Source organism: Sphingomonas sp. IC081, from assembly GCF_006874585.1.
GTDB lineage: Bacteria > Pseudomonadota > Alphaproteobacteria > Sphingomonadales > Sphingomonadaceae > Novosphingobium.
Map to the genome: position 1 here is coordinate 2,699,654 of NZ_CP029761.1, position 24,445 is coordinate 2,724,098.

Consider the following 24,445-nt stretch of genomic DNA (forward strand, 5'->3'; position numbering starts at 1 on the left):
ATTCTGCGGCGGATGCGACCCCGTTCACGCCGAGTAACATTCCTTCAAGACGAAGCGGTGTCAATCGGCACCGCGGCCTAGCCCCCGATCAATCGACAGCGATGTCGCGCGCGGCGGCCCAGGCCGTGAGTTCCGCGCGCAGATCGACCGGCGGCTGGGCCAGCCACTGCGCCACCGCCGCCTCGATCTCGGCAAGGTCGACCTTGCCGATCAGGTCCTTGATCGGGCCGACCGAGGCCGGAGTGATCGACAGGCGGTGGATGCCGATGCCGAGCAAGGCCAGCGCCTCCAGACGGCGCCCGCCCATCTCGCCGCAGACGGCGATGTCGACATTGTGACCCTCGCAGCTTTTCACCACGCGGCGCAGGAAGCGCAGGATCGCCGGGCTCATCCAGTCGTAACGCTCGGCCAGCTTCGGGTTCGAACGATCCGCCGCGAAGAGGAACTGGGTCAGGTCGTTGGTGCCGATCGAGAGGAACGAGATCTTCGGCGCCAGCACGTCGAGCTGCTCGGCAAGGGCCGGCACTTCCAGCATGACGCCGTAATGGATCGCCTCGGGCAGCACTTTCTTCTGCTTGCGCAGATAGGCCAGCTGGCCCTCGAACACCGCCTTGGCGGCATCGAACTCCCAGGGCTCGGCCACCAGCGGGAACATCACGTGCAGCACGCGCCCCGCCGCCGCTTCCAGCAGCGCCCGCGCCTGGACCTTGAGCAGCCCCTCGCGCTCGAGCGCGACCCGCAGCGCGCGCCAGCCCATCGCCGGGTTTTCCTCACCCTCGCCGTCGTCGTGGCGCAAGTAGGGCAAGGTCTTGTCGCCGCCGATGTCGACCGTGCGGAACTTCACCGGCCGGTCGCCCGCCGCATCCATGACATCGCGGTAGAGCCGGGTCTGGCGCTCGCGCGAGGGCAAGGTGGCGGAGACGAGGAACTGGAACTCGGTGCGGAACAGGCCGATGCCGTCGGCGCCGGTCATCGTCAGGTTGGCCAGATCGTCGCGCAGGCCGGCATTGATCATGACCTGCACGCGGGTGCCGTCACGCGTGGTGGGATGCACGTCGCGCAGCGCCGCATAGGCGGCCTGACGCTCGCGGCTCTTGGCAAAACGCGCCTCGAAGGCCTCGGTCACCCCGGCGGGCGGGCGCACCATCGCGCTGGCCTGATCGGCATCGAGCAGCAGCTGGTCCCCCTCGCGCACCACCCCGCGCAGCCCGCGCACGCGGCCCAGCACCGGAATGCCCATGGCCCGCGCAACGATGACGACGTGGCTGGTCAGCGAGCCTTCCTCGAGGATCACGCCCTTGAGGCGGCGCTTGTCGTATTCGAGCAGTTCGGCCGGGCCAAGGTTGCGCGCGATCAGGATCGCGTCGTTCCTGAGGCCCATCGAGGCGGCGGTGCCGAGCTGGCCGGAAACGATGCGCAGCAGCCGGTTCGCGAGATCCTCCAGATCGTGCATGCGGTCCGCCAGCAACGGATCGTCGATCTGGCGCATGCGCATGCGGGTGCGCTGCTGCACCCGCTCGATCGCGGCTTCGGCGGTCAGGCCGGAATCGATCGCCTCGTTGATCCGCCGCGTCCAGCCCTCGTCGTAGGCGAACATGCGGTAGGTCTCGAGCACTTCCTCATGCTCGCCGCCGACACCGAACTCGGCCTGGCTGGCCATGCGGTCGATCTGCTCGCGCATCTTGTCGAAGGCAAGGATCACCCGCTGGCGCTCGGCCTCGGTATCCTCGGCGACGATATGCTCGATGTTGACGCGCGGCTGGTGGTAGACCGCCACGCCCGAGGCGAGCCCCTTGACCAGCGCCAGCCCGCGCAGTTGCTGCGACCCCGACGTCAACGAGCCGGGCGCGTTGACGTCCTCCTCGTCGACCAGATCGGCATTGGTGATCATCTCGGCCAGCACCATCGCGACCGTCTGCAGGGCCTCGATCTCGACTTCCTCGTAGCGGCGCGGCTCGACGTGCTGGACGCAGAGCACGCCCACCGCCCGCTCGCGCCGCACGATCGGCACGCCGGCGAACGAGTGGAACTTGTCCTCCCCGGTTTCGGGCCGATAGGAAAAGTCAGGATGCGCCGCCGCTTCGGCGAGGTTCAGCGTCTCGATCCGGTCGGCGATCGAGCCCACCAGGCCTTCACCCACCGCCATGCGGGTGACATGCACGGCTTCCTGCGCGAGACCGCGCGTGGCGAAGAGTTCGAGCATGCCCTCGCGCAGCAGGTAGACCGAGCAGACCTCGCTATGGAGGCTCTCGCCGATCACTTCCACCACGTTGTTGAGCTTGGATTGCGCGTGATTACGCGACGCCATGACCTCGTGGAGGCTGGTGAGGATGTTCCGGGCTGCTTCGACGGCTCCGCTGGTCATGGGACCCGCGTAACCCAAAGCGCGCGCTTTGCAAACGCGCCGAACCGATGAAATGGGCTGTTATCGGAGAATTTCCGCCTGCTGGGCCGATTAAAGGATGGCAAGCGGCGGCAGCGCGCCTCGCTGGCGCGGAGAGGCGGCCCCGGCGGCCCCGTCACAAGCGTACGGCGGCACCTCAGGGAAGGTGCCGCCGCCGACACTTGGGAACTGCGCTCAGTGGCGCGACATTTCCTCCTTGAGCTTAAGCTTTCGCTTCTTGAGGGCCTGGATCATCACGGCGTCAGGCATCGGGCGGCTCAATTCGTCATGAAGCTGTCTTTCAAGACCGGCATGTTTGAGCTGCAGCGCGCTGACGTGTGGAGTATCCATGGACATTTCTCCTCTTCTCCGGGGGGTGGGCCGCACCCAATCCAGCCATCAAATGGGCTGAAGGCCGGAAATACCCGACGACCGAATGTTCTTTTTGCTGCCTTTGGGGCCGGCCTTGGAGCACGCCCCCGCGGACAACGTCTGGCGACTCGGCATCGTGTCGATGCGGCGCAAAACGGATCGAACCACATTCGCGGCATCTTGCGAAGATGGCGAATGCTTCATATCGGTGAACTGCGAGCTGCCTGCGCCGAGCGGGACGCTCCCAGACACCCATTCAGAACGGCCATTCGAGACTAGGGAATTCCGGCGTGACCGAAGAGGAAATGCGCAAGCGCCTGGAAATACTCAGGATCGAGCACCGCGATCTCGATGCCGCGATCGATGCCCTGAATACCGCCGGGGCCGGCGACCAGTTGCAGATCGCCCGCCTGAAAAAACGCAAGCTGCGCCTGAAGGACCAGATTTCGGTGATCGAGGACTACCTGATCCCCGACATCATCGCGTGACCGGGCGTGATCGGGGCCGCTGCGGCACGGCCGTAGACGCAAGGCTCGCCCGGCGGTTGCGGACCGCGCGCAAAAAAACCGATCGTTCCGTTCCTGAACATCGGGGAAAATAGCCTAGAATAGGCCCAGCCGGCCCGTTGCAGTGGCGCCGGCATTCGGAAATATCGGGCAGAGTATGTCGACCCCTTCCCCCATCAATCCGCGCATCGTCGAGGCCCTGTACCGCGAGGCCCTGCTGCTTTCCGACGACGTTCGCCAGACCTTTGCCCTGCCCTACCAGGCCCCGCAGCAAGCCCCGCACCCGATCGAGGGCGATCTTGCCCGCGTCGCCCTGTCCAGCGAGGGCCTGCGCACGACCACCCGGATGATGCACGCGATTGCCTGGCTGCTGCACCACCGGTCCTATTTCATGGGCGAAATCAGCGAATTGCAGCTCAGGCGCAATGGCCGCCTGTCGGCCGTCATGCGCCAGTCGGACGCCCGCCACCTGGCCCTGCTGGAGCCTTCCGTCGTCGCCCTGGTGGAGACCACCCGCCGCTTCTACGACCGCCTGCTAAGGCTTGAAGGCAGCTGGAAACTCACCGGCGACAGCCCCGCAAGCGCCATCCAGCAGCTGCGCGAGCGGATCGAGCGCCGCCTCGCCGGCTGACCGCGAGAAACGCCCCGAACCTACCCTGAAGCGGCACAGAGCGCCTTTTCCCATGCCGCGATCCGCCGATCGCGCGCGTCTGGCGCCATGGCGGGCATGAAACCGCGCCGCTGCCCCGCCATCGCCGCTGCCGCCGCCTCCAGATTCGCGAAAAGGCCCGCCCCGCTCGCCGCCAGCATCGCCGCCCCCAGCGCGGTGGTCTCGACAAGGCCGGGGCGCTCCACCGGGATGCCGAGCACGTCGGCGATGTCCTGTGCCATCCAGTCGTTGGCGCTCATGCCGCCGTCGATCCTGAGGTGCGTCCAGCGCGCGCCGTCCGCCGCGAAGGCTTCGGCAAGATCGCGCGTCTGCATCGCCATCGCCTCCAGCGCCGCGCGGGCCAGGTGGGCGCGGCTGGTCGCGAACGTCAGCCCGGTGATCGCGCCGCGCGCCCCCGCCCGCCAGTGCGGCGCCCCCAGCCCCGACAGCGCCGGAACGATGACCACCCCGCCATTGTCCGGCACCGAGCGGGCCAGCACTTCGGTCTCGCCCGCCGCATCGATCAGGCCGAGGCTGTCGCGCAGCCACTGCACCAGGCTGCCCGCCACAAAGACCGAGCCCTCCAGCGCATAAGTCCGCCTGCCGCCAAGCTGGCACAGCACCGTCGCCAGCAGCCGGTGCCGCGAGGCGGGCACCGCCTCTCCCATGTTGGCGAGCACAAAGGCCCCGGTGCCATACGTCGCCTTGGTCGCACCGGGGACAAGGCAGCCCTGCCCGATCGTCGCGGCCTGCTGGTCGCCGGCGACGCCGGTGATCGGGATCGCCGCGCCCAGCAGTTCGGGCAGCGCCGTGCCGAACCGGCCCGCGCTGTCGCACACTTGCGGCAAGGCCTGCTGCGGCACCGCAAACAGATCGCAGAGCCCCGCATCCCAGCTTGCCCCGTCGAGGGCCATGAGCGCGGTCCGGCTGGCATTGCCCGCATCGGTCCGGTGCGCGCCGCCGGTGAGTTTGAACAGCAACCACGAATCGACCGTGCCCAGCGCCAGCGTCCCCGCCTCTGCCGCGGCGCGCACTTCGGACACATGGTCCATCAGCCAGCGCATCTTGCTGGCCGAGAAGTAGGGATCGAGCACCAGCCCGGTTTTTGCCTGCACGCCCGCCTCGTGCCCGGCATCGCGCAAGGCCGCGCAGATCGTCTCGGTGCGCCGGTCCTGCCAGACCAGCGCGCGGGCAAGCGGTTCGCCGCTCACCTTGTCCCAGGCCACCACCGTCTCGCGCTGGTTGGCGATGCCCAGCGCCGCGATCCGCGCCGCCCCGCCCACTTGCGAGACCGCATGGCGCGCGCAGGCAAGCACGCCCTGCCAGATCTCCGAGGCATCGTGCTCCACCCAGCCGGGCTGCGGATAGTGCTGCGTCAGCGCCCGCTGCGCGGTGGCGCGCAAGGCGCCGTCCGCCGCAAAGACCATCGCCCGGTTGGAGGTTGTCCCGGCATCGATCACCAGGATCAGGTCCGCTTCGGCCGCCATCCGTTTACCTCTTCCATCGCCCGACCTCGACAGGACCAGCGCAAATCACCATATCGGCGCCATGAACGCCCCGGACCTCGCCGACAAGCCTTATGCCGTGACCGAGCGGATCGCCCCGCTGGTCCGCCGCGTGCTCGCGCGCAATCCCTCGCCGTTCACCTATACCGGCACGCAGACGCATGTGGTGGGCGACGGCCACGAAGTCGCCGTGATCGATCCCGGCCCGGCGGACGAGGAACATATCGAGGCGATCCTGGCCGCCGTGGGCGAGGCGCGCGTCGTCGCCATTGCCTGCACCCACACCCACCGCGACCATTCGCCCGCCGCCGCGCCGCTGAAGGCGCGCACCGGCGCCGCGATCATCGGCTGCGCACCGCTGACGCTGAGCGATGACGGCCCGCGCGCCGATGCCGCGTTCGACCCCGACTACACGCCCGACCGCGTGCTTGCCGATGGCGAGACGATCTCCGGCCACGGCTGGACGCTGGAAGCGGTCGCCACCCCCGGCCACACCTCCAACCACTTGTGCTTCGCGCTTGTCGAAACCGGCGCGCTGTTCACCGGCGATCATGTCATGGGCTGGTCCACCAGCGTCGTCTCCCCGCCCGACGGCGACATGACCGCCTATCTGGAGAGCCTGTCCAAACTCTACGAGCGGACGCAGGACACGGTCTATTTCCCCGCCCACGGCCCGGCGGTGGAGAAGCCGCGCCAGCTGGTGCGCGGCATGATCGGCCACCGCCGCCAGCGCGAGCGCCAGATCCTCAGGCAGATCGAGGCCGGAAATCACACGATCGGCGAAATGGTGCCGCTGATGTACAAGGGCGTCGACGAAAGACTATGGCCCGCCGCCGGACGCTCTGTACTGGCCCATCTTCTTGATCTGGAAAAAAGAAGCCTTGTAAAGCGCGAGAACGACGGCTGGACCGCGATCGTATCGCATGGGTAATTCGTCGAATTGACGTATGACCTGAACCGGATTTCAAGTATTTCCCGCCCATCGTGAGAGATGGGGCCCGCAGCGGCGGGATGAGGGGAGATACCATGGCAACATTGCCTCGGGCGCGTTCCGGCGCCTTTTCGTTCTGGCAGAAGCTGGCGATTGGCCTTTCGCTCTTTATCGTCTTCTGCTTCGGCCAGTTCGCCTTGCGCGGCTTTGTCGATTACGCCCGCGCGCCGCTGGTCATGCACTTGCATGGGCTGGCGATGCTGACCTGGCTCGGCCTGCTGGTCACGCAGGCGCTGCTGGCCGGGAAAGGCGGCCCCGGCGGCCTCGCCATCCATCGGCGGCTCGGCTGGGCCAGCGCGGTCATGGTGCCGACGATCGTGGTGCTGGCCAGCGCGCTGTGCCTGACGGCGCTGCGGCTGGGCCTGTTCCCGCCCTTCTTCACGCCGGCCTATTTCCTCGCGCTGGTCCATGTCGACGCGCTGCTCTTCGCGCTGCTGGTGGGCATGGCGGTATCCCGGCGGCGGCAGGGCGACTGGCACCGGCGGCTGATGGCCGGTTCCACCATCCTGCTGATGGAGCCGGCGCTGGGCCGCCTGCTGCCGATGCCGCTAATCATGCCCTGGGGCGAATGGGTTTCGATGGTGATCCAGCTCGGCGTGGTCTGGCTGATCGTGCGCCACGACCGCCGGACCCTGGGCCACACCCATCCGGCGACGACCGCGGCGGCGATCACGGTCATTCTCGCCCACGTCATTGTCGAGCTGCTGGCGATCACGCCCCCGTGGATCGCCCTGGCGGCGCGCTTCACGGCGTAAGCGGCGCTTTTCGAGGCGCCTTGCACGTTTTGGCTTGGGCATTGCGGCAAGCATCCCTAGATAGCGCGGCGAATTCCGGCACCTGACCGGACTGGCCAGACCCCAGACGCAGAACGAGGGACACCATGACCGCAATTCCCGCCAACCTCTCCGGGCTCGACTTGCGCGCCGAGATCGAACGGCTGCGCAAGGAGCGCGACGCGGTGATCCTCGCGCACTATTACCAGCGCCCCGAATTGCAGGATCTGGCCGATTTCGTGGGCGACAGCCTCGAACTCAGCCGCAAGGCGGCCGAGACCGATGCCGACGTGATCGCCTTCTGCGGCGTGAAGTTCATGGCCGAAACCGCCAAGATCCTCAGCCCCGAAAAGATCGTGGTGCTGCCCGACATGGAAGCGGGCTGCAGCCTTGAGGATTCGTGCCCGCCGGAAAAGTTCGCCGCTTTCCGCGCCGCGCACCCCGATCACATCGCGCTCACCTACATCAACTGCTCGACCGAGGTGAAGGCGCTGTCCGACATCATCGTCACCAGCTCCAGCGCCGAGACGATCCTCCAGCAGATCCCCGCCGACCAGAAGATCATCTTCGGCCCGGACCGGCACCTTGGCGGTTATCTCAGCCGCAAGTTCGGCCGTGAGATGCTGCTCTGGCCGGGCGTATGCATCGTGCACGAGGCTTTCAGCGAGACCGAGCTGCTCAAGCTCAAGGCCCAGCACCCCGATGCGCCGATCGCCGCGCACCCGGAATGCCCGCCGCACATCGTCGACCATGCGGACTATGTCGGCTCGACCAGCGGCATCCTCAACTATGCCAAGGCGATGGAAGGCCAGACGCTGATCGTCGCCACCGAGCCGCACATCATCCACCAGATGCAGCTGGCCCTGCCGGACAAGACCTTCATCGGCGCGCCCGGCGCGGACGGCAACTGCAACTGCAACATCTGCCCCTACATGGCGCTCAACACCATGGAGAAGCTCTACGTGGCGCTGCGCGACCTCGAACCGCGCATCGAGATCGACGAGCAGCTGCGCCTCGATGCCAAGAAGAGCCTCGACAAGATGCTCGACATGGCCAGCGGCACCGTGGGCAAGGGCGATCTCGGCAACCGCTGAGGCCTGAGCCTGGCTCCTGCCGACCATCCAGAGAACGGAACGCGTCATCCCGAAGCCGGGGTGACGCGTTTTTTCTGTCCGGCGCTGCGCATTCGGCAAAAATCTGCGTCGCCGGATGCTGGTTTTTCGCGGCGTGCGGAGACGATTCTCCCTCCCGCCACCACTTCGCTACAGCGACCGGCAATTTTCTTTCGCGGACAAAACCGCGGAATTCCGCCATTTTTCGCCGAAAAATCGAAAAAAGTGTGCCTGTTGATAAATAATCGGACCCGAATCGCTTGCAGGGTCAGGGCCTCCTTGATAGAGGCGCCCTCCTACCACGGAGCGGTTGCAAAACGGCTCCGGATGATTGAGCGGTCGTGGCGGAATTGGTAGACGCGCAACGTTGAGGTCGTTGTGGGCGAAAGCCCGTGGAAGTTCGAGTCTTCTCGACCGCACCATCAGCTTTTTAAAGCTGATCAGGAAGTGCAGGAACGGCTGAGTTCAGCCGTTCCTAGCTTCACAAACCCCCATCAGACATACTCCAGCCTGACCCCGAACGGGGAACTGCACGGGTAACCGGAAAACGGCTCTTCCGTCAGTCCGCAAGGATCGGCGACGATGCTGGCCCTTCGGAACAGCCCTTAGGTTTCTGCCCGAGGAATCTGGACGCCTTGCGCCTGCAAAATCCGCTGCCGGTCAGGCGACGGCAGTCCGGGGGGCGCTCGCTTCCAGCCGGGCAGCGTCTTCACGCCGTTCCAGCAGGTCGCGGACGATGGCGTAAGTCCGGTCGTCATCGACGTCGATGGCCTGGGTGCCGTCCTCGAGGATCACCGCGCGCACCCGCATGCCGAGGCGGCGCGAGGCGCGGGCCAGCGCACCGGCCAGCGTCTCCATGCCCAGCCGCACCAGCACCATGCCCATCACCCCCACCGCGCGGCGGATCCGGGCGCCGTCCTGTCCGGCCGCGCGGGTGCCGCCGAAGATGCGAACAGCGCCGACAAAGCGCGGCGAGGCCATGCCGTAGAGGTCGCAGGCCGCATAGTCACCGTCGTGGAGCGCGATGAAGCCGCGCCCGGCGCGCGGGTGCGCGGCCTCCACCGCCGCGCGCGGGGCGAGCGAGAAGGCGACGTCGGCGCTTTCCAGCGCGGCGATCATGGCGTCGATGGCCCCGGGCGAGAGCAGGGCATGGTCGGCGGTGGTGACCAGCACCGCGCCGTCCCATCCTTGCGTCGCGGCGCGCACGCTGGCGGCGATATCGGCCTGCGCCTCGACCAGCGCCACGCTGCCGCGCCCCGGCAGGCGGGTCAGCACGTCCCATATCGGATCGAATGCCTCACGCTCGACGCAGATCGCCAGGCTGGTCACGCGCGGGTGCTGCGCGGCGGTCTGGAGGACATGGGCGATCAGCGGCCGCCCGGCCAGCGGGATCAGGCAGCGGTGGCTTTCGGCAAAGCGGGCAGCCAGCGGGTCCCCGCCTGCGAAGCCCGAAGCGCCTGCGAAGGCCGAAGCGCTTCCCGAACCGGCACCCTGCCCGGCCAGCACGACCAGCCGCAGCGGCGGCAGGCCCTCGTCAGGATCGCGTGTCGTGTTCATCAGGGGAAACCGCAGGATACATCACCCGCCCAGCCTATGCCGACCGCATGTGACACCATGGTGACCGCGCGATTCGCACCGGCAGCCAGGGAGATTGCTCCAGACCCGATCCAGCCGCGATGGCCGCGCCGCCACGATCGGCATAGACCCGGCACTTCCTGTATCCGGGAGAGGACCATGGAAAACCCGGCGACCCCCGATCCAGCTCGCGATCCCGTCCCCGACACTGCCCCACTCCCCGCCCTCTACGCACCGGAGCGGGTCATCATCGTCGACGACCACGCGCTCGTGCGCGACGGTTTGCGCACCGTGCTGGAACAGGCCTTTCCCGCCTGCGAGATCCTCGATGCCGACGGTCTGGAACCCGCGCTCCACCTGCTCGCCACCGCGGGCGAGGCCGATCTGGTGCTGCTGGACCTGCTGATCCCGGGGATCGAGGGGCTCTCGGGGCTGGAGACCCTGCGCGAACGCTATCCGGCCACCCCGGTGGTGATCGTTTCCGGGGTGACCGACCGGCAGGTGGTCCACGCCGCGCTGGCGGCCGGTGCGGCGGGATTCCTGCCCAAGTCGCTGCCGCGCGGCGCCCTCCTCGATGCCTTTGCCCATGTCCTGGCGGGCGGCATCTACGAACCGGAAATGACCGCCGCCGACACCCCGTTTGCCGCCGGGGACGAGGAACGCGCGATCCACGCCCGCATCGCCGCGCTGACGCCGCAGCAGCGGGTGGTGCTGGGCAAGCTGGTGGGCGGGCGGCTCAACAAGCAGATCGCCTATGAACTGGATGTCTCGATGACGACGGTGAAGGCCCATGTCTCGGCGATCCTGCACAAGCTGCAGGTGTTCAGTCGCACCCAGGCGGTGATCCTCGCCAACCGGGTGGGGTTCAGGGAATGACCGCCTCGGGCAGGCTCTGGTTACCCTCGCCCAGCGCGCGCTGCATGACAAAGACGTCGAGCCACTTGCCGTGCTTCCAGCCCGCCGCCGTCAGCGTGCCGACCGGCAGGAAACCGGCGCGGGCGTGGAGCACCACCGAGGCCGGTTCGCTTTCGGCGATCACCGCAAAGGCCTGCCGGAAACCGCGTGCCTCGCACTGGTCGAGCAGCGCCCCCAGCAGCCGCCCGCCGATGCCGCGCCCCAGACTGTCCGGGGCGACATAGATCGTCGTCTCCACGCTGAAGCGATAGCCCGCGCGCGGGCCGTACCTATGGGCATAACCAAAGCCGAGCACGCGCCCGCCTTCCGCCCCGGCCCGGCCCTCGTCCCCCTCGCGCACGACCAGGAAGGGATAGCCCGCCTCCAGCGTCGCGGTGATGCGGCGGCGGCTTTCCTCGAGGCAGGGCGGCTCGGTTTCGAATGTGGCCGTGCTTTCGAGCACGTAGTGCGCGAAGATGCTGGCAATGGCCGCCGCATCCTGCTCCACGGCGTCGCAAACTGTGAGTTCCCCGTTCATCGTCACAAACATGCCGTAAAGTACCTAGGCTCGCAAACTCTTAAACGGCGCCCGGACAATTTAGGACGATAGCGCCCGCTACCGCTTGCCAGCACTTCCCGAAACCGGACGATATTTCAAATCATTGCCCGATGACTTCGCCGACACGTCGGCACGCACGACGGACCGCGCCATCCGCCCCGCCCCCGCCGCCGCGACCACCGCCTTCCCTTTGCGGGAGGGAACGCCCTCCACGACTTGAACCGCGAATATAATTAGATTACCAATTCTAATAAATCGTGATCGGCCGAACACGGGCCGGCCAACCAAACGGAGAGAATGCGTGATCGACCGTCGTACCATGCTGGCCGCAGCGGCCGTCGCCGCTGCCGGTTCACCGGCGTTTGCAATTGCCGGCTCCCCGGCCCGGCCCCCGCGCCCGGCCGATCCCCGTTTCCCGCAAGGGTTCCTGTGGGGCGCGGCCACCGCCGCCCACCAGGTCGAGGGCAACAACGTGAACAGCGACGTCTGGGCGATGGAGCAGACCCGGCCCACCGTCTACGCGCAGCCCTCCGGCGATGCCGCCAACAGTTTCGCGCTGTGGCCGGTCGACCTCGACCTCGTGAAGGGAATGGGGCTCAACACCTACCGTTTCAGCCTGGAATGGGCGCGGATCGAACCGGCCAGCGGGCAGTTTTCGGTGGCCATGCTCGATCACTACAAGGCCATGATCGAAGGCTGTCGTGAACGCGGCCTCCATGCGATGGTGACGTTCAACCACTTCACCACGCCGGCCTGGTTCGCCGCGCTCGGCGGCTGGTCGAACCCGGACGCCCCTGCCCTTTTTGCACGCTACTGCGACCGCGCCGCGCGCCATCTGGCCTCCGGGATCTCCCATGCCACCACTCTCAACGAACCCAATCTCAGCGGCCTGCTCGACGTCGTCCTTCCCGGTGACATCGGCCCGCGCCTGCTGACGGCCGACAAGGCCATGCAGGAAGCCGCCGCGCGCGACCATGCGGTTGCCCGCTTCCTGCCGGGCAATCCGCTCTATGTCGCCGACCCCGAAGTGGTGCAGGCCCATCTCCTCGCCGGGCACGGGCTCGGCCGCGCGGCGATCAAGGCCGCGCGCACGGACCTGCCGGTCGGCGTCAGCCTTGCCGTGATCGACGACCAGTCGGCAGGGCCCGGGAGCCTGCGCGACGAGATGCGCGCGCGGCTCTACCGGCCCTGGCTGGAGGCAGCGCGCGGCAACGACTTCGTCGGCGTGCAGAACTACGAGCGCACCGTCTGGAACAGCAAGGGCCGCCTGCCCGCACCGACCGGCGCGGTGACCAACGACGCCGGATCGGAAATCTACCCCGGCTCTCTTGCCGGTGCGGTGCGCTACGCCCATGCGGTGAGCGGGGTGCCGGTGATGGTGACCGAACATGGCATCAATTCCGCCGACGACACCAAGCGGGCCTGGCTGATCCCGGCGGCTCTTGCCGAGCTCAAGCGCGCGATCGAGGACGGCGTGCCGGTCCTTGGCTACATGCACTGGTCGCTGGTCGACAATTTCGAATGGGTGTTCGGCTACAAGCCGCAATTCGGCCTGCACACGCTGGATCGCACGACCTTCAGGCGCAGCCCCAAGCCCAGCGCGGCGGTGCTGGCCGGGATCGCGCGGAGAAACGCGATCTGACGATGGCGAACGCGCCGGCTGGCGACTTGCGACGTTGCGATGCAGCGCGCAGCCCCCTAGACCTCGCGCGATGGATGATCCCAGTTGCCATATCGCGATCCTCGGCGGCGGCCTTGCCGGTTCGCTGATCGCGCTTGCCATGGCCCGGCACCGCCCCGAACTGCGCGTGCGGCTGATCGAGCGCGGGGCGAGGCTGGGCGGCAACCACGTCTGGTCGTTTTTTGCCAGTGACCTTGCCGATGACCCTGCGGGCGATCTTGCGGAGGGAGGCCGCGCGCTGGTGGAGCCGCTGATCGCCGCCCGCTGGGACGGCTACGACGTCCATTTCCCCGGCTTTTCCCGCCGCCTCGCCGCGCCCTATGCCAGCGTCACCAGCGCCCGGCTCGACACCGCCCTGCGCGCCGCGCTGCCGCCGTCGGCCATCCTGACCGGCGCCGAGGTGCGCGGGATCGACGGATCGCAGGTCCTGCTCGCCGATGGCCGCACGATCCGCGCCGGGGCGATCATCGACGCACGGGGCGCCGGCGCCCTGCCGCACATGGCCGGTGGCTGGCAGAAATTCGCGGGCCAGCTGCTGCGCACCAGGGCGCCCCACGGCCTCGAACGCCCGGTGGTGATGGACGCGCGGGTCGAACAGGTCGGCGGCTACCGCTTTGTCTATGCCCTGCCCTTCTCGCCCGACACCGTCTTTGTCGAGGACACCTATTATGCCGATGCCCCCGCGCTCGACCTGCCGGTGCTGCGCGAGCGGATCGCCGCCTATGCGCAAGGCGCGGGCTGGCAGGTGGAAGCGGTGGAATACGAGGAAACCGGGGTGCTGCCGGTGATCGCAGCCGGGGATTTCGAGGCGTTCTGGGCCGCCGGAGACTGCGGCGCAGACCTTCGCGCCGGAGCACGCGCGGCACTGATCCATCCGCTGACCTCCTATTCGTTTCCCGATGCCGTGCGATTCGCCATGTACCTCACCACTCTCGACAAGTTCTCCGGCATCGGCCTAGGAAGGGCGGGTCATGCATGGGCCGCAAACCACTGGCGCGGGGGGCGCTACTACCGGATGTTGACTCGCATGCTGTTCGCCGCCGCGCCGCCCGAGGCGCGCTGGCGCGTGCTCGAACGTTTCTACCGCCTGCCGGAACCGCTGGTGGAGCGTTTCTATGCCGGCCGGTCGACCCTGGCCGACCGCGCGCGCCTGCTTGCCGGCAAGCCGCCGGTGCCGCTGGGCGCCGCACTCGCCAGCCTGCTGGGCGGGGGCCGCCCGCTGGCGGACCTCGGCCCCAAAATGAGAACATCGCTGTGAAAAAAGCCTGCATCATCGGCGCCGGGTTCGGCGGCCTTGCCCTTGCCATCCGGCTCCAGGCGGCGGGGATCGAGACCACGCTGGTCGAGGCGCGCGAGATGGTGGGCGGGCGCGCCGGGGTCTGGCAGCGCGAGGGCTTCACCTTCGATGCCGGTCCCACCGTCATCACCGACCCCAATTCGCTGCGCGACTTGTGGACCCTGACCGGGCACGACATCGCCGACGACATCGAGTTGATGCCGGTCATGCCGTTCTACCGGCTCAACTGGACCGACGGCGTGACCTTCGACTATTCGAACGACGATGCCGCGCTGCGCCGGGAGATCACCCGCGTCGCCCCGCAGGACATCGGCGGCTACGAGGAATTCCTGCGCTACGCCGAGGGTGTCTACCAGGAAGGCTACGTGCGGCTCGGCGACGAGGCCTTCCTCGATTTTTCCAGCATGGTGAAGGCCGCCCCGGCGCTGGCCCGCTACCAGGCCTGGCGCTCGGTCTATTCGATGGTCTCGCACTTCGTGAAGGACGAGCACTTGCGCCAGGCGCTCTCGTTCCACACCCTGCTGGTGGGCGGCAACCCGATGACCACCAGCGCGATCTACGCGCTGATCCACAAGCTGGAGAAGGACGGCGGCGTCTGGTGGGCGCGCGGCGGCACCAACAAGCTGGCGCAGGCCATGGCCCGCCAGTTCGAGCGTATCGGCGGCACCGTGCGGCTCGGCGACAAGGTGGCCGCGATCCACACCATCGGCGACCATGTCAGCGAAGTGGAATGCGAAAGCGGCTGGCGCGGCCGGTTCGACGCGGTCGCCAGCAACGGCGACATCATGCACAGCTACCGCGACCTGCTGGCGGGAACCGCGCGCGGGCAGGACATGGCCAGGAAGCTCGCCCGCAAGCGCTTCACCCCCAGCGTCTTTGTTGTCCACTTCGGGCTCGAGGGCACCTGGCCGGGCATCCCGCACCACTCGGTGCTGTTCGGGCCGCGCTACAAGGGCCTGCTCGAGGACATCTTCGAGCACGGCGTGCTGCCGCGCGACTTCTCGATCTACCTGCACCATCCCAGCGTCACCGATCCCGCCATGGCGCCCCCCGGCAAGAGCACGTTCTACGCGCTGGTCCCGGTCGCCAACCTCGGCAAGCTGCCGGTGGACTGGAAGGACGTCGGCCCGCTGCTGGAACGCCGGGTGCTGGCCGAAGTCAGCCGCCGCCTGATCCCCGACCTGCAGGACCGGCTGGTCACCAGCTTCCACTATGCGCCGAGCGATTTCGAGACCGATTTCAGCGCCTGGAAGGGCAATGCCTTCAGCCTCGAGCCGCTGCTCACGCAGAGCGCCTGGCTGCGCGGCCACAACCGCGACGACAAGCTGAAGAACTTCTACCTGGTCGGCGCCGGCACCCATCCCGGCGCGGGCATTCCCGGCGTCGTCGCCAGCGCGCGGGCAACCGCGCGGCTGATGGTGGCAGACCTCAAGTGAGCCGCGAGGTCCACGCACTCAATGCCGCCTGGGGCTGGACCGGGGTGACCTTTGCCGAAGTCGTCGCCCACAGCCTGATGGGCCATGCGCTGGTGACCGATGCGGACGGCGCCTACCACTATCTCGACCCCGACCTCGGCGCGCTTACCCGGCTGGGCGACGAGGCGGCGGCAAAGGCGCACATGGCGCTGGAGGAAACCGGGGCGATCTGGCGCGCCGATGCGCTGGTCGATGCGGCGGCGGCGCGGCTCGGCCCGCCCGCGCCTGGGGAAGTCTACAGTCTCACGCTTCCGGCGATGCTCGCCGGGGACTATGCGCACGAAAACCTGATCCGAATCGATTTCGTGAAACTGATCTATCTTACCGGCGACCTTGCCCGGCAGACCCAGGATCTGCCGGAGGGTGCGCAGGTGCAACTGAAGGTTATCGACTGACATGAAGCGTCTTGCCGTCTACTGCGGTTCGGCCACCCCCGCCGATCCCCGCTACATCGAACTCGCCCGCGAAGTCGGCGCGACGCTGGCGAAGAAGGGCATCGGCGTCGTCTACGGCGGCGGCCGCCTTGGCCTGATGGGCGCGGTGGCGGCCGGCGCGCTGGCCGAAGGCGGCGAAGTGATCGGCATCATTCCCGAGGCGCTGGTCGGCGGTAACGGACGCGGCGGCGAAGTGGCCAACCACGACTGCACCGAACTCCACGTCGTTGCGACCATGCACGAGCGCAAGGCCGAGTTCACCCGCCTGTCGGACGGCTTCGTGGTCATCCCCGGGGGCGTGGGCACCATGGACGAGCTGTGGGAAGCGGTCAGCTGGTCGCAGCTGGGCTATCACGACAAGCCGGTCGGCGTGCTCAATGCCTTCGGGTTCTACGACATGCTGCTGGCGTTCAACCGCCACATGGGCGAAGTCGGCTTCGTGCGCCCCGCCCACCAGGGCATCATCATCGACGACACCGACCTCGAATCGCTGCTGGGCCGCATGGCCGCGCACGAGCCGATCGTGCCGATCGTGAAGATGGACCCCAAGACGCTCTGAGGCGTCCCGGGCGACAGACGACATGCCAGCCACCCGCTCCGCACTGGTCCGCTCCGCGCACCGCTCGATCCGCAAGGGCTCGAAGAGCTTTGCCGCGGCCAGCCGGCTGTTCGACCGCGCCACGCGCGAGCGGGTCTGGCTGCTCTATGCCTGGTGCCGCGCCTGCGACGACATCGCCGACGAGCAGGACCATGGCCGCGCCGCCGCCCCGGTCCGCCTCGGCACCCGGCTCGCCCCGCAGGACCGGCTGGCGACGATCCGCACCCTCACCGAACTCGCCATGGCGGGCGAAAGCACCGGCACCCCGGCCTTCGACGCGCTCGCCCAGCTGCGCCGCGAAGTGCCGATCACCGATGCCCTGGTCGAGGACGTGCTGGCCGGCTTCGCGCTCGACGCCGACGACTGGCGCCCGCGCAGCGAGGCGGACATGCTGCGCTACTGCTACCATGTCGCCGGCGCCGTGGGGGTGATGATGGCGCTGGTCATGGGGGTCTCGCCCGAGGACCAGGACACGCTCGACCGCGCCTGCGACCTCGGCATTGCCTTCCAGCTCGCCAATATCGTGCGTGACGTCTGGGAAGACGATGCCAACGGGCGCTGCTACCTGCCGGTCGAATGGCTGGCCGAGGCCGACATTCCGCCCGGCGAAGTGACCAAGCCGCACTACCGCGGCGCGCTGGTGCCGATGGTCGCGCAGGCCTGCGCGCTGGCCCGCGAATACGAGGATTCCGCCCGCGTCGGCGCCGCGCGCCTGCAGTTCCGCCAGCGCTGGGCAGTGCTCTCCGCCGCCGGCATCTACAGCGAGATCGCCCGCGAGGTGGAGCGGCTGGGCGCCCATGCCTGGGACCACCGCGTGCAGATTTCCGGCTGGCACAAGCTTGGCCATGTCTGGACGGCGCTGGCCGAGGCGCGCTCGCCCCGCGTGCCCGATCCGGAAACCTCGCGACCGGTGCTCTCGCGCCGCGAACTGGCGGCGCTGGCGCAGGCCCATCCGGCCAGGTTGCACGACTGAAATCCGCGCAAGGCAGCGCTTCGCCGGCATGGCAGGCACGAGACTGGCCCGCCTCGGCCGGATTGGCCAGACGGGATGGGCCCGCCTGGACCGGCCCGGTTACGGTTCATTCTGGAATTTATCGAAACCGGTGGACCCGAAGAGCAGCAGCGAGACACGCCCAAGGGCGATTCGCGGTCGCAGGCGGGACCATGCCGTGCCCGCCGCGCGGCGGCAACCGGCCCCGCCGCGGCAATCTGCCGTCCGCCCTCGGCCTGAGACGAGTCGTGTGCGCAGGGCACATAGCGCGCGCTGCAAAGTCTTCATGCAGCCATAACGACGCCTGCGCGTTTCTCCCGTGATCGCTCAAAGGAGAAGATGCCATGCTTTTCACCATCGCTGCCATTCTCATCGTGCTGTGGCTGCTCGGCTTTGTCGTGTTCCATGTGTCGAGCGCGCTGATCCACGTCCTGCTCGTGGTCGCCATCGTGGTCGGCCTGGTCCAGCTGTTCCGCGGACGAAGGGTCTGACCAGCGCCGAAAGGAAAATCGGGGGCCACGCGCCCCCGAAAATCCCCTGTCAGAACTCATGCCCCGCCGACGGCGGATGCGCCTTGTAGAAGCCCGGCGGATTGACCCGGCGGAACAGGCGACCGTGCTCGGAATAGAGCACCAGCACCAGTCCGGTCAGCCCGCAGACCACCATCGCCCCCAGGATCGGCCGCGCGGTGCCGTCGTAGGCCTGCCCGATCAGCGACCCCAGCGCCGCGCCCAGCACCGTGCGCACGAACGACATGACCGAGGCCGCCGCCCCCGCGATCCGCGCGAAGGGCTGGAGCGAGATCGCCTGGAAGTTCGCGCCGATGAAACTCATCATGCACATCGTCACCGTCATCAGCGGGATGAAGGCCCAGATGCTCTCGCCGCGCATCGCGAAGACAAGGTGCACGGCGGCAAACAGGATGTAGCACAGCAGCGCCGTGTGCGAGACGCGGCGGGCGCCGAACTTCTCGACGATGCGCGAATTGAGGAAGTTCGAGCAGGCCATGACCAGCGCCATGCCGCCGAAGATCACCGGGAAGAAAGTGCCGGCGCCGAAGTGCTCGCCCACCAGCTGCTGCGCCGAATTGATGTAGCCGAACAGCGCCCCCTGCACGAAGGCGGCGCCGAGGAAGTAGCCGAAGGCGGAGCGCTCCCTGAGCGCCAGCAGCATGTTGCCGCCGATCACCCGCGGCTGGATCGGCTGGCGGTAGTCGGGGTGGAGCGTCTCGGGCAGGCGCATGAAGCTCCAGGCGAAGACCAGCACCCCCATCGTGCACATGATCCCGAAGATCCAGCGCCAGCCGACAAACAGCAGCACGGTCTGGCCGATCATCGGCGCCACCATCGGCACGACCATGAACGTCATCGCCACCAGCGACTGGGTGCGGGCCATGCGGTCACCGTCGAAACGGTCGCGCAGGATGGTCATCGGCATGACCATCATCGCCGAACAGAACGCCCCCATGAAACCGCGCGCGATCAGCAGCAGCAGGAAGCTGCCCGAGATCGCGCAGAGGAAGGCGGTCGCGATGTAGGCGCCGATCGCGGTCAGCACCACCGGGCGGCGCCCGAAGCGGTCGGCCAGCGCGCCGGGAAACAGCGAGCCGAGCCCCGAGCAGATCAGGAAGACGCCGACGATCAGCTGGCGGCTGTTCGGATCGGCCAGATGCAGGTCGCGCGAAATCGCGCCGAGCGCGGGCAGCATGACATCGATCGAGAGCGCCATCAGCGCCTGGAGCGAGGCCATCAGGGCAACGAACTCCACTTCCCCCATCGGGAAGCGGTCGGACTGGGCATCGGGGGAACGCATGCCACCGCCCATGCCGCATGTGCGAAGCCAGCGCCAGCCTTTTAGGCGTTCGCCCCGCCTTCGATCAGGGCGCGCAGCACGGCGACGGTTGCCTCGTCCGGCTTGAGATGATCCTCGACGATGGCCAGCGCCTGCCGTGCGAACTCGGCGACGCCGCCGCGATCCGGCCCGTTCGCCGCATTCGCCGCGTTCTCCAGCGCCAGCGCCGCGTGGTAGAAGACAAATGGCGCCTCGCTGGAAAAGCGGTCGAGCAGCCAGGGCAGGTCGGCCAGTTCCGGCTCCATCTGCATCATCGCCACCGCCGCCAGCCTGCTGCCCGCCGAGCCCGCGCGCTTGAGCGCGTCGATGCGGCCCGAGGTGGAGGGCCCCAGCGCGCGCAGCTTGACGAGGATCCGGTTCATTTCCTGGGTGCGCAGCGCACCGGCGGGCATCGTGCGCAGGATCGTGTCGTACTGCAGGCAGAGCTTGTCGAGTTCGGCCTGCATCGCGCTGCTGCCGCTTTCCCGCGCCTGGATCGAAAGCTGCGCGGTGGCGCGCGCCTGGTCCGCGGTGACCCCGCCCCGGTCCGGCGACTTTTCCGCCAGCGCGTCGAGTTCGGCCTCGACGCCCGCCACTTTCATCTTGCGCAGCCGGTCGAACAGGCCGGGCAGGCGCTCGATGGCGGCGGCCAGCTCCTTGCGGAACAGCACCACCAGCGTCAGGAAGATGACCGGCCAGACGATCGCGCCGAGCAGCGCGGCCATGGCGGTGATCAGTTTGGCAAGCGCTTCCATATCCACCTTCCCGGCCCTGATCCCGCCATGGCCGCTCCCGCCAACGCTACGCTGCTCAGCCGGCCAGCAAGGCCCATTCCACCAGCGCCACCAGCACCCAGTTGAGGCCCAGCGCGGCGACGGTGAAGACCTTCCACCCCGTCGATGCCCCCGACATGCCGCGCCCGAAGGTCCAGTGGCCGATCCCGTAGCTGACCAGTGCGGTCGTCAGCAGCGGATAGAGGATCGGCTTGCCCAGCAGCAGCAAAAACAGGAAGAGCAAGGCGCCGACCTGCACGAACCAGCCGCCCGCGAACCAGACGATGGGAATGGGCCGGTAATAGCCCACCGGCATGAAACTGCCGATGTCCGAATGCTGCACCACCTGCTCGGCCGGGCCGAAATACTCGTTACTCTCGCTGGGCTGCGTCATGTGTCCCCCGGCTTGCCTGCAAGCAGCATAGCAAATCCTTGCCCTGCAGGAACGTAATCCGGATGCGGACCTGTCCCCGTGCTGTCATGACACTCGCCAAACCGGGCTGGTCCTGCCATGGGCCTTGCCAACAGGAGAATACGACATGTCGGCTGACGACGAAGACTACATCTACGACGAAGAGAGCGGCGAATGGCTGCCCGCCTCGGAACTGGCCGCCAAGCGCGCGGCGGCGGACACCGTCGAAGTGCGCGACGCGGTGGGCAACCTGCTGGCGGACGGCGATGCGGTGACGCTGATCAAGGATCTCGACGTCAAGGGCGCGGGCCAGACGCTCAAGCGCGGCACCCTGATCCCCTCGATCCGCCTGACCGGCGACGCCCAGGAGATCGACTGCAAGTATCCCGGCATCAAGGGCCTGGTCCTGCGCGCGGAATTCGTGCGCAAGCGCTGATACTTACCCCCTGGAAAGCCGCCTGCGATTGGCCCTGACGCGCTTGCGGTAGTGGCCCACGGCCTTGCGGGCGGCCTTCTCCGGCGTGGTCGGGCCGCCCCAGAACAGCTTGGCGGCCAGTTCGGCATTGGCCTCGACTTTCTCGGTCACCATGCGCAGGTTCTCGTGGCTGCTGCCGCGGCCGGTCATCATGTCGGCGGTGCGCATGCCGATCACCATCATCGAATCGGCCCAGAGGCTGTAACTCTCGCTTGCCAGTTTCAGCCATTCGGCTGCGGGATCACGCATGGAATCGGGGCTCCGTTGGGGGGCCCTTCATTTTAGCACCGCATTTCGCACTCGCGAAGACGGACGACCCCGTATTTGTTGCATTGCAGCGTAAAAATACGGGGCAGCGTAAAATACGGGGTCGGGGATCGGCACAGCGCCGTCAGTCGTGCTCGCGCCCGCCGGCGCCCATGTAGAGTTCGCTGCCGGTCTCGCGGAACACCTTGCTCATTTCGGCCATGCCCGCCTCGGCCTCCTCGGCCGCGACAAAGGCCTGCACCGGCTGGTTCTGCTTCGCCGCGAAGTCCCGCACTTCCTGGCTGATCTTCATCGAACAGAACTTCGGCCCGCACATCGAGCAGAAATGCGCGGACTTCGCGCCTTCGGCGGGAAGCGTCTGGTCGTGGTACTGCTCGGCGGTGTCGGGATCGAGGCTGAGGTTGAACTGGTCGCGCCAGCGGAACTCGAAACGGGCGCGGGACAGCGCATCGTCGCGGACCTTGGCGGCCGGGTGCCCCTTGGCGAGATCGGCGGCATGGGCGGCCAGCTTGTAGGTGACAACGCCGACCTTCACGTCGTCGCGGTCCGGCAGGCCAAGGTGCTCCTTGGGCGTGACGTAGCAGAGCATCGCCGTGCCGTACCAGCCGATCATGGCCGCGCCGATGCCGCTGGTGATATGGTCGTAGCCCGGCGCAATGTCGGTCACCAGCGGCCCGAGGGTGTAGAACGGCGCCTCGCCGCAAGCCTCGAGCTGCTTGTCCATGTTCTCCTTCACCTTGTGCATCGGCACATGGCCCGGCCCCTCGATCATCACCTGCACATCCTGCGCCCAGGCCCGCTTCGTCAGCTCGCCGAGGGTATAGAGTTCGGCGAACTGCGCCTCGTCATTGGCGTCGGCGATCGAGCCGGGGCGCAGGCCATCGCCCAGCGAATAGGCGACGTCGTAGGCCTTCATGATCTCGGTGATCTCGTCGAAGCGTTCGTAGAGGAACGATTCCTTGTGGTGGGCAAGGCACCACTTGGCCATGATCGAGCCGCCCCGGCTGACGATGCCGGTCACGCGCCTGGCCGCAAGCGGCACGAAGGGCAGGCGCACGCCGGCGTGGATGGTGAAGTAGTCCACGCCCTGCTCGGCCTGTTCGATCAGGGTGTCGCGGAACACCTCCCAGGTCAGGTCCTCGGCAATGCCGCCGACCTTTTCCAGCGCCTGATAGATCGGCACGGTGCCGATCGGCACGGGGCTGTTGCGGATGATCCATTCGCGGGTGTCGTGGATGTTGCGCCCGGTGGAGAGGTCCATCACCGTGTCCGCGCCCCAGCGGATCGACCAGACCATCTTGTCCACCTCGCTCGCCACGTCCGAGGCGACGGCGGAATTGCCGATGTTGGCGTTGATCTTGACGAGGAAATTACGGCCGATCGCCATCGGCTCGCTTTCGGGGTGGTTGATGTTGGCGGGGATGATCGCCCGGCCGCGCGCCACTTCCTCACGCACGAATTCGGGGGTGACGTAGTCGGGGATGGCCGCGCCCCAACTTTCACCATCTCTGGCCTGACCGTCGCGCGCGTATGCCTTCAGCATCGCGCGGCCGAGGTTCTCACGCTCGGCGACGTATTCCATCTCCGGCGTGATGATGCCCCGGCGGGCGTAGTGCATCTGGCTGACGTTCATGCCCGCTTTGGCGCGCAGCGGGCGCTTCACGACGTTGGGGAAGGCCGGGACGCCGCCCGAACGGTCAGGCCCCAATGCGCCAAGATGCTGGCCGTTGTCCTCCGGCTTTACGGCGCGGGCCTCGTAATCCTCCACGTCTCCGCGTGCGAGAATCCATGTCCGGCGTTTGGCGGCAAGACCGGCGGCGATGTCGATGGTGACATTCGGATCGGTGTAGGGGCCGGACGTATCGTAGACACGCACCGGCGCCTCGCCCGAACCGGGCTCAAGGTGAATCTCCCGCATGGCCACGCCAAGCGGCCCGACGTGAATCTTCTTCGACCCGCGAATGGGTCCGGTGGTGACGCCGATTTCCAATTTGGAATTGATGTCGGCCATAAGCGATTTTCCTTCGGCTTATGGACGAAAGAAAGGTCGCGACAGATAGTCCTGTGGCCCGCCCTTCCCTCCGCCCGTGTTAACGGGTTCAGGTTCAACGGGTCGGGCAGCGTGACCTGCCCCTCTCAGCCATTTGTTTCCTGCAGGCTCTCGCAAAAGCGAAAACCCTAGGCACAAGCTCCCCGGGGATGGCCGGACGATAGACGCGGCTTTTGCCTCCGTCTAGGGCCCGAAGCAGCCATGCCGATGATCTATCGCCTCGACGCCCCTGCCCGCGAAGTGGCTCGCACCTTCGGCCTCGACGCCGGCAACGACCCCTGGCCCGGCGGCGCGGTTTCGGCGGGCGGCTTTGCGCCCGTCATCACCATGGGCCGCGAGTTCGTGGCGGGGCCGCGCCCGGAAAAGCGCCTGCCGCGCCGGATGATCCCGCGCCTCTGGGGCGTCCCCCCGCCGCCGCGGGGCTGGGATGAACGGCGTCATGGCATCCTTACCGTGCGCAATCTCGAAAGCCCGTTCTGGATCGGCACCTTGCGCAACAGCGAGTTCCGCTGCCTGGTCCCGGCCACGGCCTTCATGGAATGGGGCAAGGCGGACCCGCGTGACGGCAAGCGCCGGGCATGCTGGTTCGGCGCCGCCGACCAGCCGGTCTTCGCCATGGCCGGGGTCTGGAAGGACAGCGAAGTACCCAGCTTCGCGCTGCTCACCGCCCCCGCCAATGCCGCGCTGCGCTCCGAGGGGCGCGAGACGATGCCGGTGATCCTGCCCGCCGATCCCGCCGCGCACGACCTCTGGCTGCGCGGCGACTGGAAACGCGCGGCAGAGCTGCTCGCGCCTTATTCCTCCTCGCTGATGTCGCTGCACGTGGCGGGATGAATAGAACGA

General features: G+C 67.7%; 25 protein-coding genes, 1 tRNA gene and 1 riboswitch. Of the genes, 16 read left to right on the top strand and 10 right to left on the bottom strand.

Annotation, left to right across the window (positions count from 1 at the left end; all coding sequences use genetic code 11):
• Nucleotides 1-88: 88 nt before the first annotated feature.
• Both ptsP and DM450_RS12815 read right to left on the bottom strand, forming a co-directional pair.
• Nucleotides 89-2,365 (bottom strand): phosphoenolpyruvate--protein phosphotransferase, encoded by a 2,277-nt coding sequence (gene ptsP / locus DM450_RS12810; RefSeq protein ID WP_142635359.1) that lies wholly within the window; start codon nucleotides 2,363-2,365, stop codon nucleotides 89-91.
• A gap of 213 nt (nucleotides 2,366-2,578) precedes the next feature.
• The gene (locus DM450_RS12815) at nucleotides 2,579-2,734 is read right to left on the bottom strand and encodes a DUF465 domain-containing protein (RefSeq protein WP_142635361.1); all 156 of its coding nucleotides are present in this window, start codon (nucleotides 2,732-2,734) and stop codon (nucleotides 2,579-2,581) included.
• Between the two features lie 311 nt (nucleotides 2,735-3,045).
• Between DM450_RS12815 and DM450_RS12820 the strand changes: the two genes are divergently transcribed.
• Both DM450_RS12820 and DM450_RS12825 read left to right on the top strand, forming a co-directional pair.
• A complete protein-coding gene (locus DM450_RS12820; protein ID WP_142635363.1) occupies nucleotides 3,046-3,243 on the top strand; it encodes a YdcH family protein in 198 nt (65 codons plus the stop codon).
• A gap of 175 nt (nucleotides 3,244-3,418) precedes the next feature.
• Nucleotides 3,419-3,892 (top strand): DUF1465 family protein, encoded by a 474-nt coding sequence (locus tag DM450_RS12825; RefSeq protein ID WP_142635365.1) that lies wholly within the window; start codon nucleotides 3,419-3,421, stop codon nucleotides 3,890-3,892.
• Nucleotides 3,893-3,912: 20 nt separating this feature from the next.
• On the opposite strand, the gene glpK is transcribed toward DM450_RS12825, so the two are convergent.
• Nucleotides 3,913-5,397 carry a glycerol kinase GlpK gene (gene glpK / locus DM450_RS12830; protein ID WP_142635368.1) on the bottom strand — a complete coding sequence of 495 codons (1,485 nt, stop codon included), beginning with the start codon at nucleotides 5,395-5,397 and terminating at the stop codon, nucleotides 3,913-3,915.
• A gap of 61 nt (nucleotides 5,398-5,458) precedes the next feature.
• Between glpK and DM450_RS12835 the strand changes: the two genes are divergently transcribed.
• The 4 genes from DM450_RS12835 to DM450_RS12850 all read left to right on the top strand — a co-directional run bounded on the left by DM450_RS12835 (nucleotide 5,459) and on the right by DM450_RS12850 (nucleotide 8,713).
• Nucleotides 5,459-6,346, top strand: a complete 888-nt coding sequence (locus DM450_RS12835; RefSeq protein WP_142635370.1) for an MBL fold metallo-hydrolase — start codon at nucleotides 5,459-5,461, stop codon at nucleotides 6,344-6,346.
• A 95-nt stretch (nucleotides 6,347-6,441) separates the two neighbouring features.
• The gene (locus DM450_RS12840) at nucleotides 6,442-7,161 is read left to right on the top strand and encodes a hypothetical protein (RefSeq protein ID WP_142635373.1); all 720 of its coding nucleotides are present in this window, start codon (nucleotides 6,442-6,444) and stop codon (nucleotides 7,159-7,161) included.
• Between the two features lie 125 nt (nucleotides 7,162-7,286).
• Nucleotides 7,287-8,273: a quinolinate synthase NadA gene (gene nadA / locus DM450_RS12845; RefSeq protein WP_142635375.1), complete on the top strand. Its 987-nt coding sequence runs from the start codon at nucleotides 7,287-7,289 to the stop codon at nucleotides 8,271-8,273.
• A 353-nt stretch (nucleotides 8,274-8,626) separates the two neighbouring features.
• A tRNA-Leu gene (locus DM450_RS12850) sits at nucleotides 8,627-8,713 on the top strand.
• Between the two features lie 238 nt (nucleotides 8,714-8,951).
• Here DM450_RS12850 and DM450_RS12855 read toward each other — a convergent pair.
• Nucleotides 8,952-9,848 carry an NTP transferase domain-containing protein gene (locus DM450_RS12855; protein ID WP_142635377.1) on the bottom strand — a complete coding sequence of 299 codons (897 nt, stop codon included), beginning with the start codon at nucleotides 9,846-9,848 and terminating at the stop codon, nucleotides 8,952-8,954.
• A gap of 177 nt (nucleotides 9,849-10,025) precedes the next feature.
• Here DM450_RS12855 and DM450_RS12860 point away from each other — a divergent pair, with 177 nt between their 5' ends.
• Nucleotides 10,026-10,742 (top strand): response regulator transcription factor, encoded by a 717-nt coding sequence (locus DM450_RS12860; protein WP_142635379.1) that lies wholly within the window; start codon nucleotides 10,026-10,028, stop codon nucleotides 10,740-10,742.
• On the opposite strand, the gene DM450_RS12865 is transcribed toward DM450_RS12860, so the two are convergent.
• Entirely contained in the window at nucleotides 10,732-11,298 is a 567-nt protein-coding gene (locus DM450_RS12865; RefSeq protein ID WP_142635381.1) for a GNAT family N-acetyltransferase, read from the bottom strand. The two genes, DM450_RS12860 and DM450_RS12865, sit on opposite strands and share 11 nt — an antisense overlap.
• A 322-nt stretch (nucleotides 11,299-11,620) precedes the next feature.
• Between DM450_RS12865 and DM450_RS12870 the strand changes: the two genes are divergently transcribed.
• The 7 genes from DM450_RS12870 to DM450_RS12900 all read left to right on the top strand — a co-directional run bounded on the left by DM450_RS12870 (nucleotide 11,621) and on the right by DM450_RS12900 (nucleotide 18,286).
• The gene (locus DM450_RS12870; protein WP_142635383.1) at nucleotides 11,621-12,961 is read left to right on the top strand and encodes a family 1 glycosylhydrolase; all 1,341 of its coding nucleotides are present in this window, start codon (nucleotides 11,621-11,623) and stop codon (nucleotides 12,959-12,961) included.
• Nucleotides 12,962-13,031: 70 nt separating this feature from the next.
• Complete coding sequence (gene crtY, locus DM450_RS12875; protein WP_142635385.1) at nucleotides 13,032-14,258, top strand: lycopene beta-cyclase CrtY; 1,227 nt, start codon at nucleotides 13,032-13,034, stop codon at nucleotides 14,256-14,258.
• A complete protein-coding gene (locus DM450_RS12880; protein ID WP_142635387.1) occupies nucleotides 14,255-15,733 on the top strand; it encodes a phytoene desaturase in 1,479 nt (492 codons plus the stop codon). Before crtY ends, DM450_RS12880 begins: the two co-directional genes overlap by 4 nt.
• Nucleotides 15,730-16,167, top strand: a complete 438-nt coding sequence (locus DM450_RS12885) for a T6SS immunity protein Tdi1 domain-containing protein (RefSeq protein ID WP_142635389.1) — start codon at nucleotides 15,730-15,732, stop codon at nucleotides 16,165-16,167. The genes DM450_RS12880 and DM450_RS12885 overlap by 4 nt, the downstream gene beginning before the upstream one ends.
• Nucleotide 16,168: 1 nt before the next feature.
• Nucleotides 16,169-16,765, top strand: a complete 597-nt coding sequence (locus DM450_RS12890) for a TIGR00730 family Rossman fold protein (RefSeq protein ID WP_142635391.1) — start codon at nucleotides 16,169-16,171, stop codon at nucleotides 16,763-16,765.
• A gap of 22 nt (nucleotides 16,766-16,787) precedes the next feature.
• Nucleotides 16,788-17,777, top strand: coding sequence for a phytoene/squalene synthase family protein (locus DM450_RS12895; RefSeq protein WP_142635393.1), 990 nt, complete (start codon nucleotides 16,788-16,790; stop codon nucleotides 17,775-17,777).
• A 362-nt stretch (nucleotides 17,778-18,139) separates the two neighbouring features.
• Entirely contained in the window at nucleotides 18,140-18,286 is a 147-nt protein-coding gene (locus tag DM450_RS12900; RefSeq protein ID WP_142635395.1) for a lmo0937 family membrane protein, read from the top strand.
• 49 nt (nucleotides 18,287-18,335) lie between these two features.
• Here the strand turns inward: DM450_RS12900 and DM450_RS12905 are convergent, their stop codons facing one another.
• The 3 genes from DM450_RS12905 to DM450_RS12915 are packed head-to-tail and all read right to left on the bottom strand — an operon-like array spanning nucleotide 18,336 to nucleotide 20,792.
• Nucleotides 18,336-19,607, bottom strand: coding sequence for a multidrug effflux MFS transporter (locus DM450_RS12905; protein WP_142635397.1), 1,272 nt, complete (start codon nucleotides 19,605-19,607; stop codon nucleotides 18,336-18,338).
• Nucleotides 19,608-19,648: 41 nt separating this feature from the next.
• A complete protein-coding gene (locus tag DM450_RS12910) occupies nucleotides 19,649-20,380 on the bottom strand; it encodes a hypothetical protein (RefSeq protein ID WP_142635399.1) in 732 nt (243 codons plus the stop codon).
• 55 nt (nucleotides 20,381-20,435) lie between these two features.
• Entirely contained in the window at nucleotides 20,436-20,792 is a 357-nt protein-coding gene (locus DM450_RS12915) for a hypothetical protein (RefSeq protein ID WP_142635401.1), read from the bottom strand.
• Between the two features lie 145 nt (nucleotides 20,793-20,937).
• On the opposite strand from DM450_RS12915, the gene DM450_RS12920 reads away from it, so the two are divergent.
• A complete protein-coding gene (locus tag DM450_RS12920) occupies nucleotides 20,938-21,246 on the top strand; it encodes an alkylphosphonate utilization protein (protein ID WP_142635403.1) in 309 nt (102 codons plus the stop codon).
• Nucleotides 21,247-21,249: 3 nt separating this feature from the next.
• Here the strand turns inward: DM450_RS12920 and DM450_RS12925 are convergent, their stop codons facing one another.
• Nucleotides 21,250-21,534, bottom strand: a complete 285-nt coding sequence (locus DM450_RS12925) for a hypothetical protein (protein WP_142635405.1) — start codon at nucleotides 21,532-21,534, stop codon at nucleotides 21,250-21,252.
• 142 nt (nucleotides 21,535-21,676) lie between these two features.
• Entirely contained in the window at nucleotides 21,677-23,563 is a 1,887-nt protein-coding gene (gene thiC / locus DM450_RS12930; RefSeq protein WP_142635407.1) for a phosphomethylpyrimidine synthase ThiC, read from the bottom strand.
• 48 nt (nucleotides 23,564-23,611) lie between these two features.
• Nucleotides 23,612-23,758: riboswitch (TPP riboswitch) on the bottom strand.
• Nucleotides 23,759-23,809: 51 nt separating this feature from the next.
• Here thiC and DM450_RS12935 point away from each other — a divergent pair.
• Nucleotides 23,810-24,436 (top strand): SOS response-associated peptidase, encoded by a 627-nt coding sequence (locus DM450_RS12935; protein WP_260609849.1) that lies wholly within the window; start codon nucleotides 23,810-23,812, stop codon nucleotides 24,434-24,436.
• The last annotated feature ends 9 nt before the right edge of the window (nucleotides 24,437-24,445 follow it).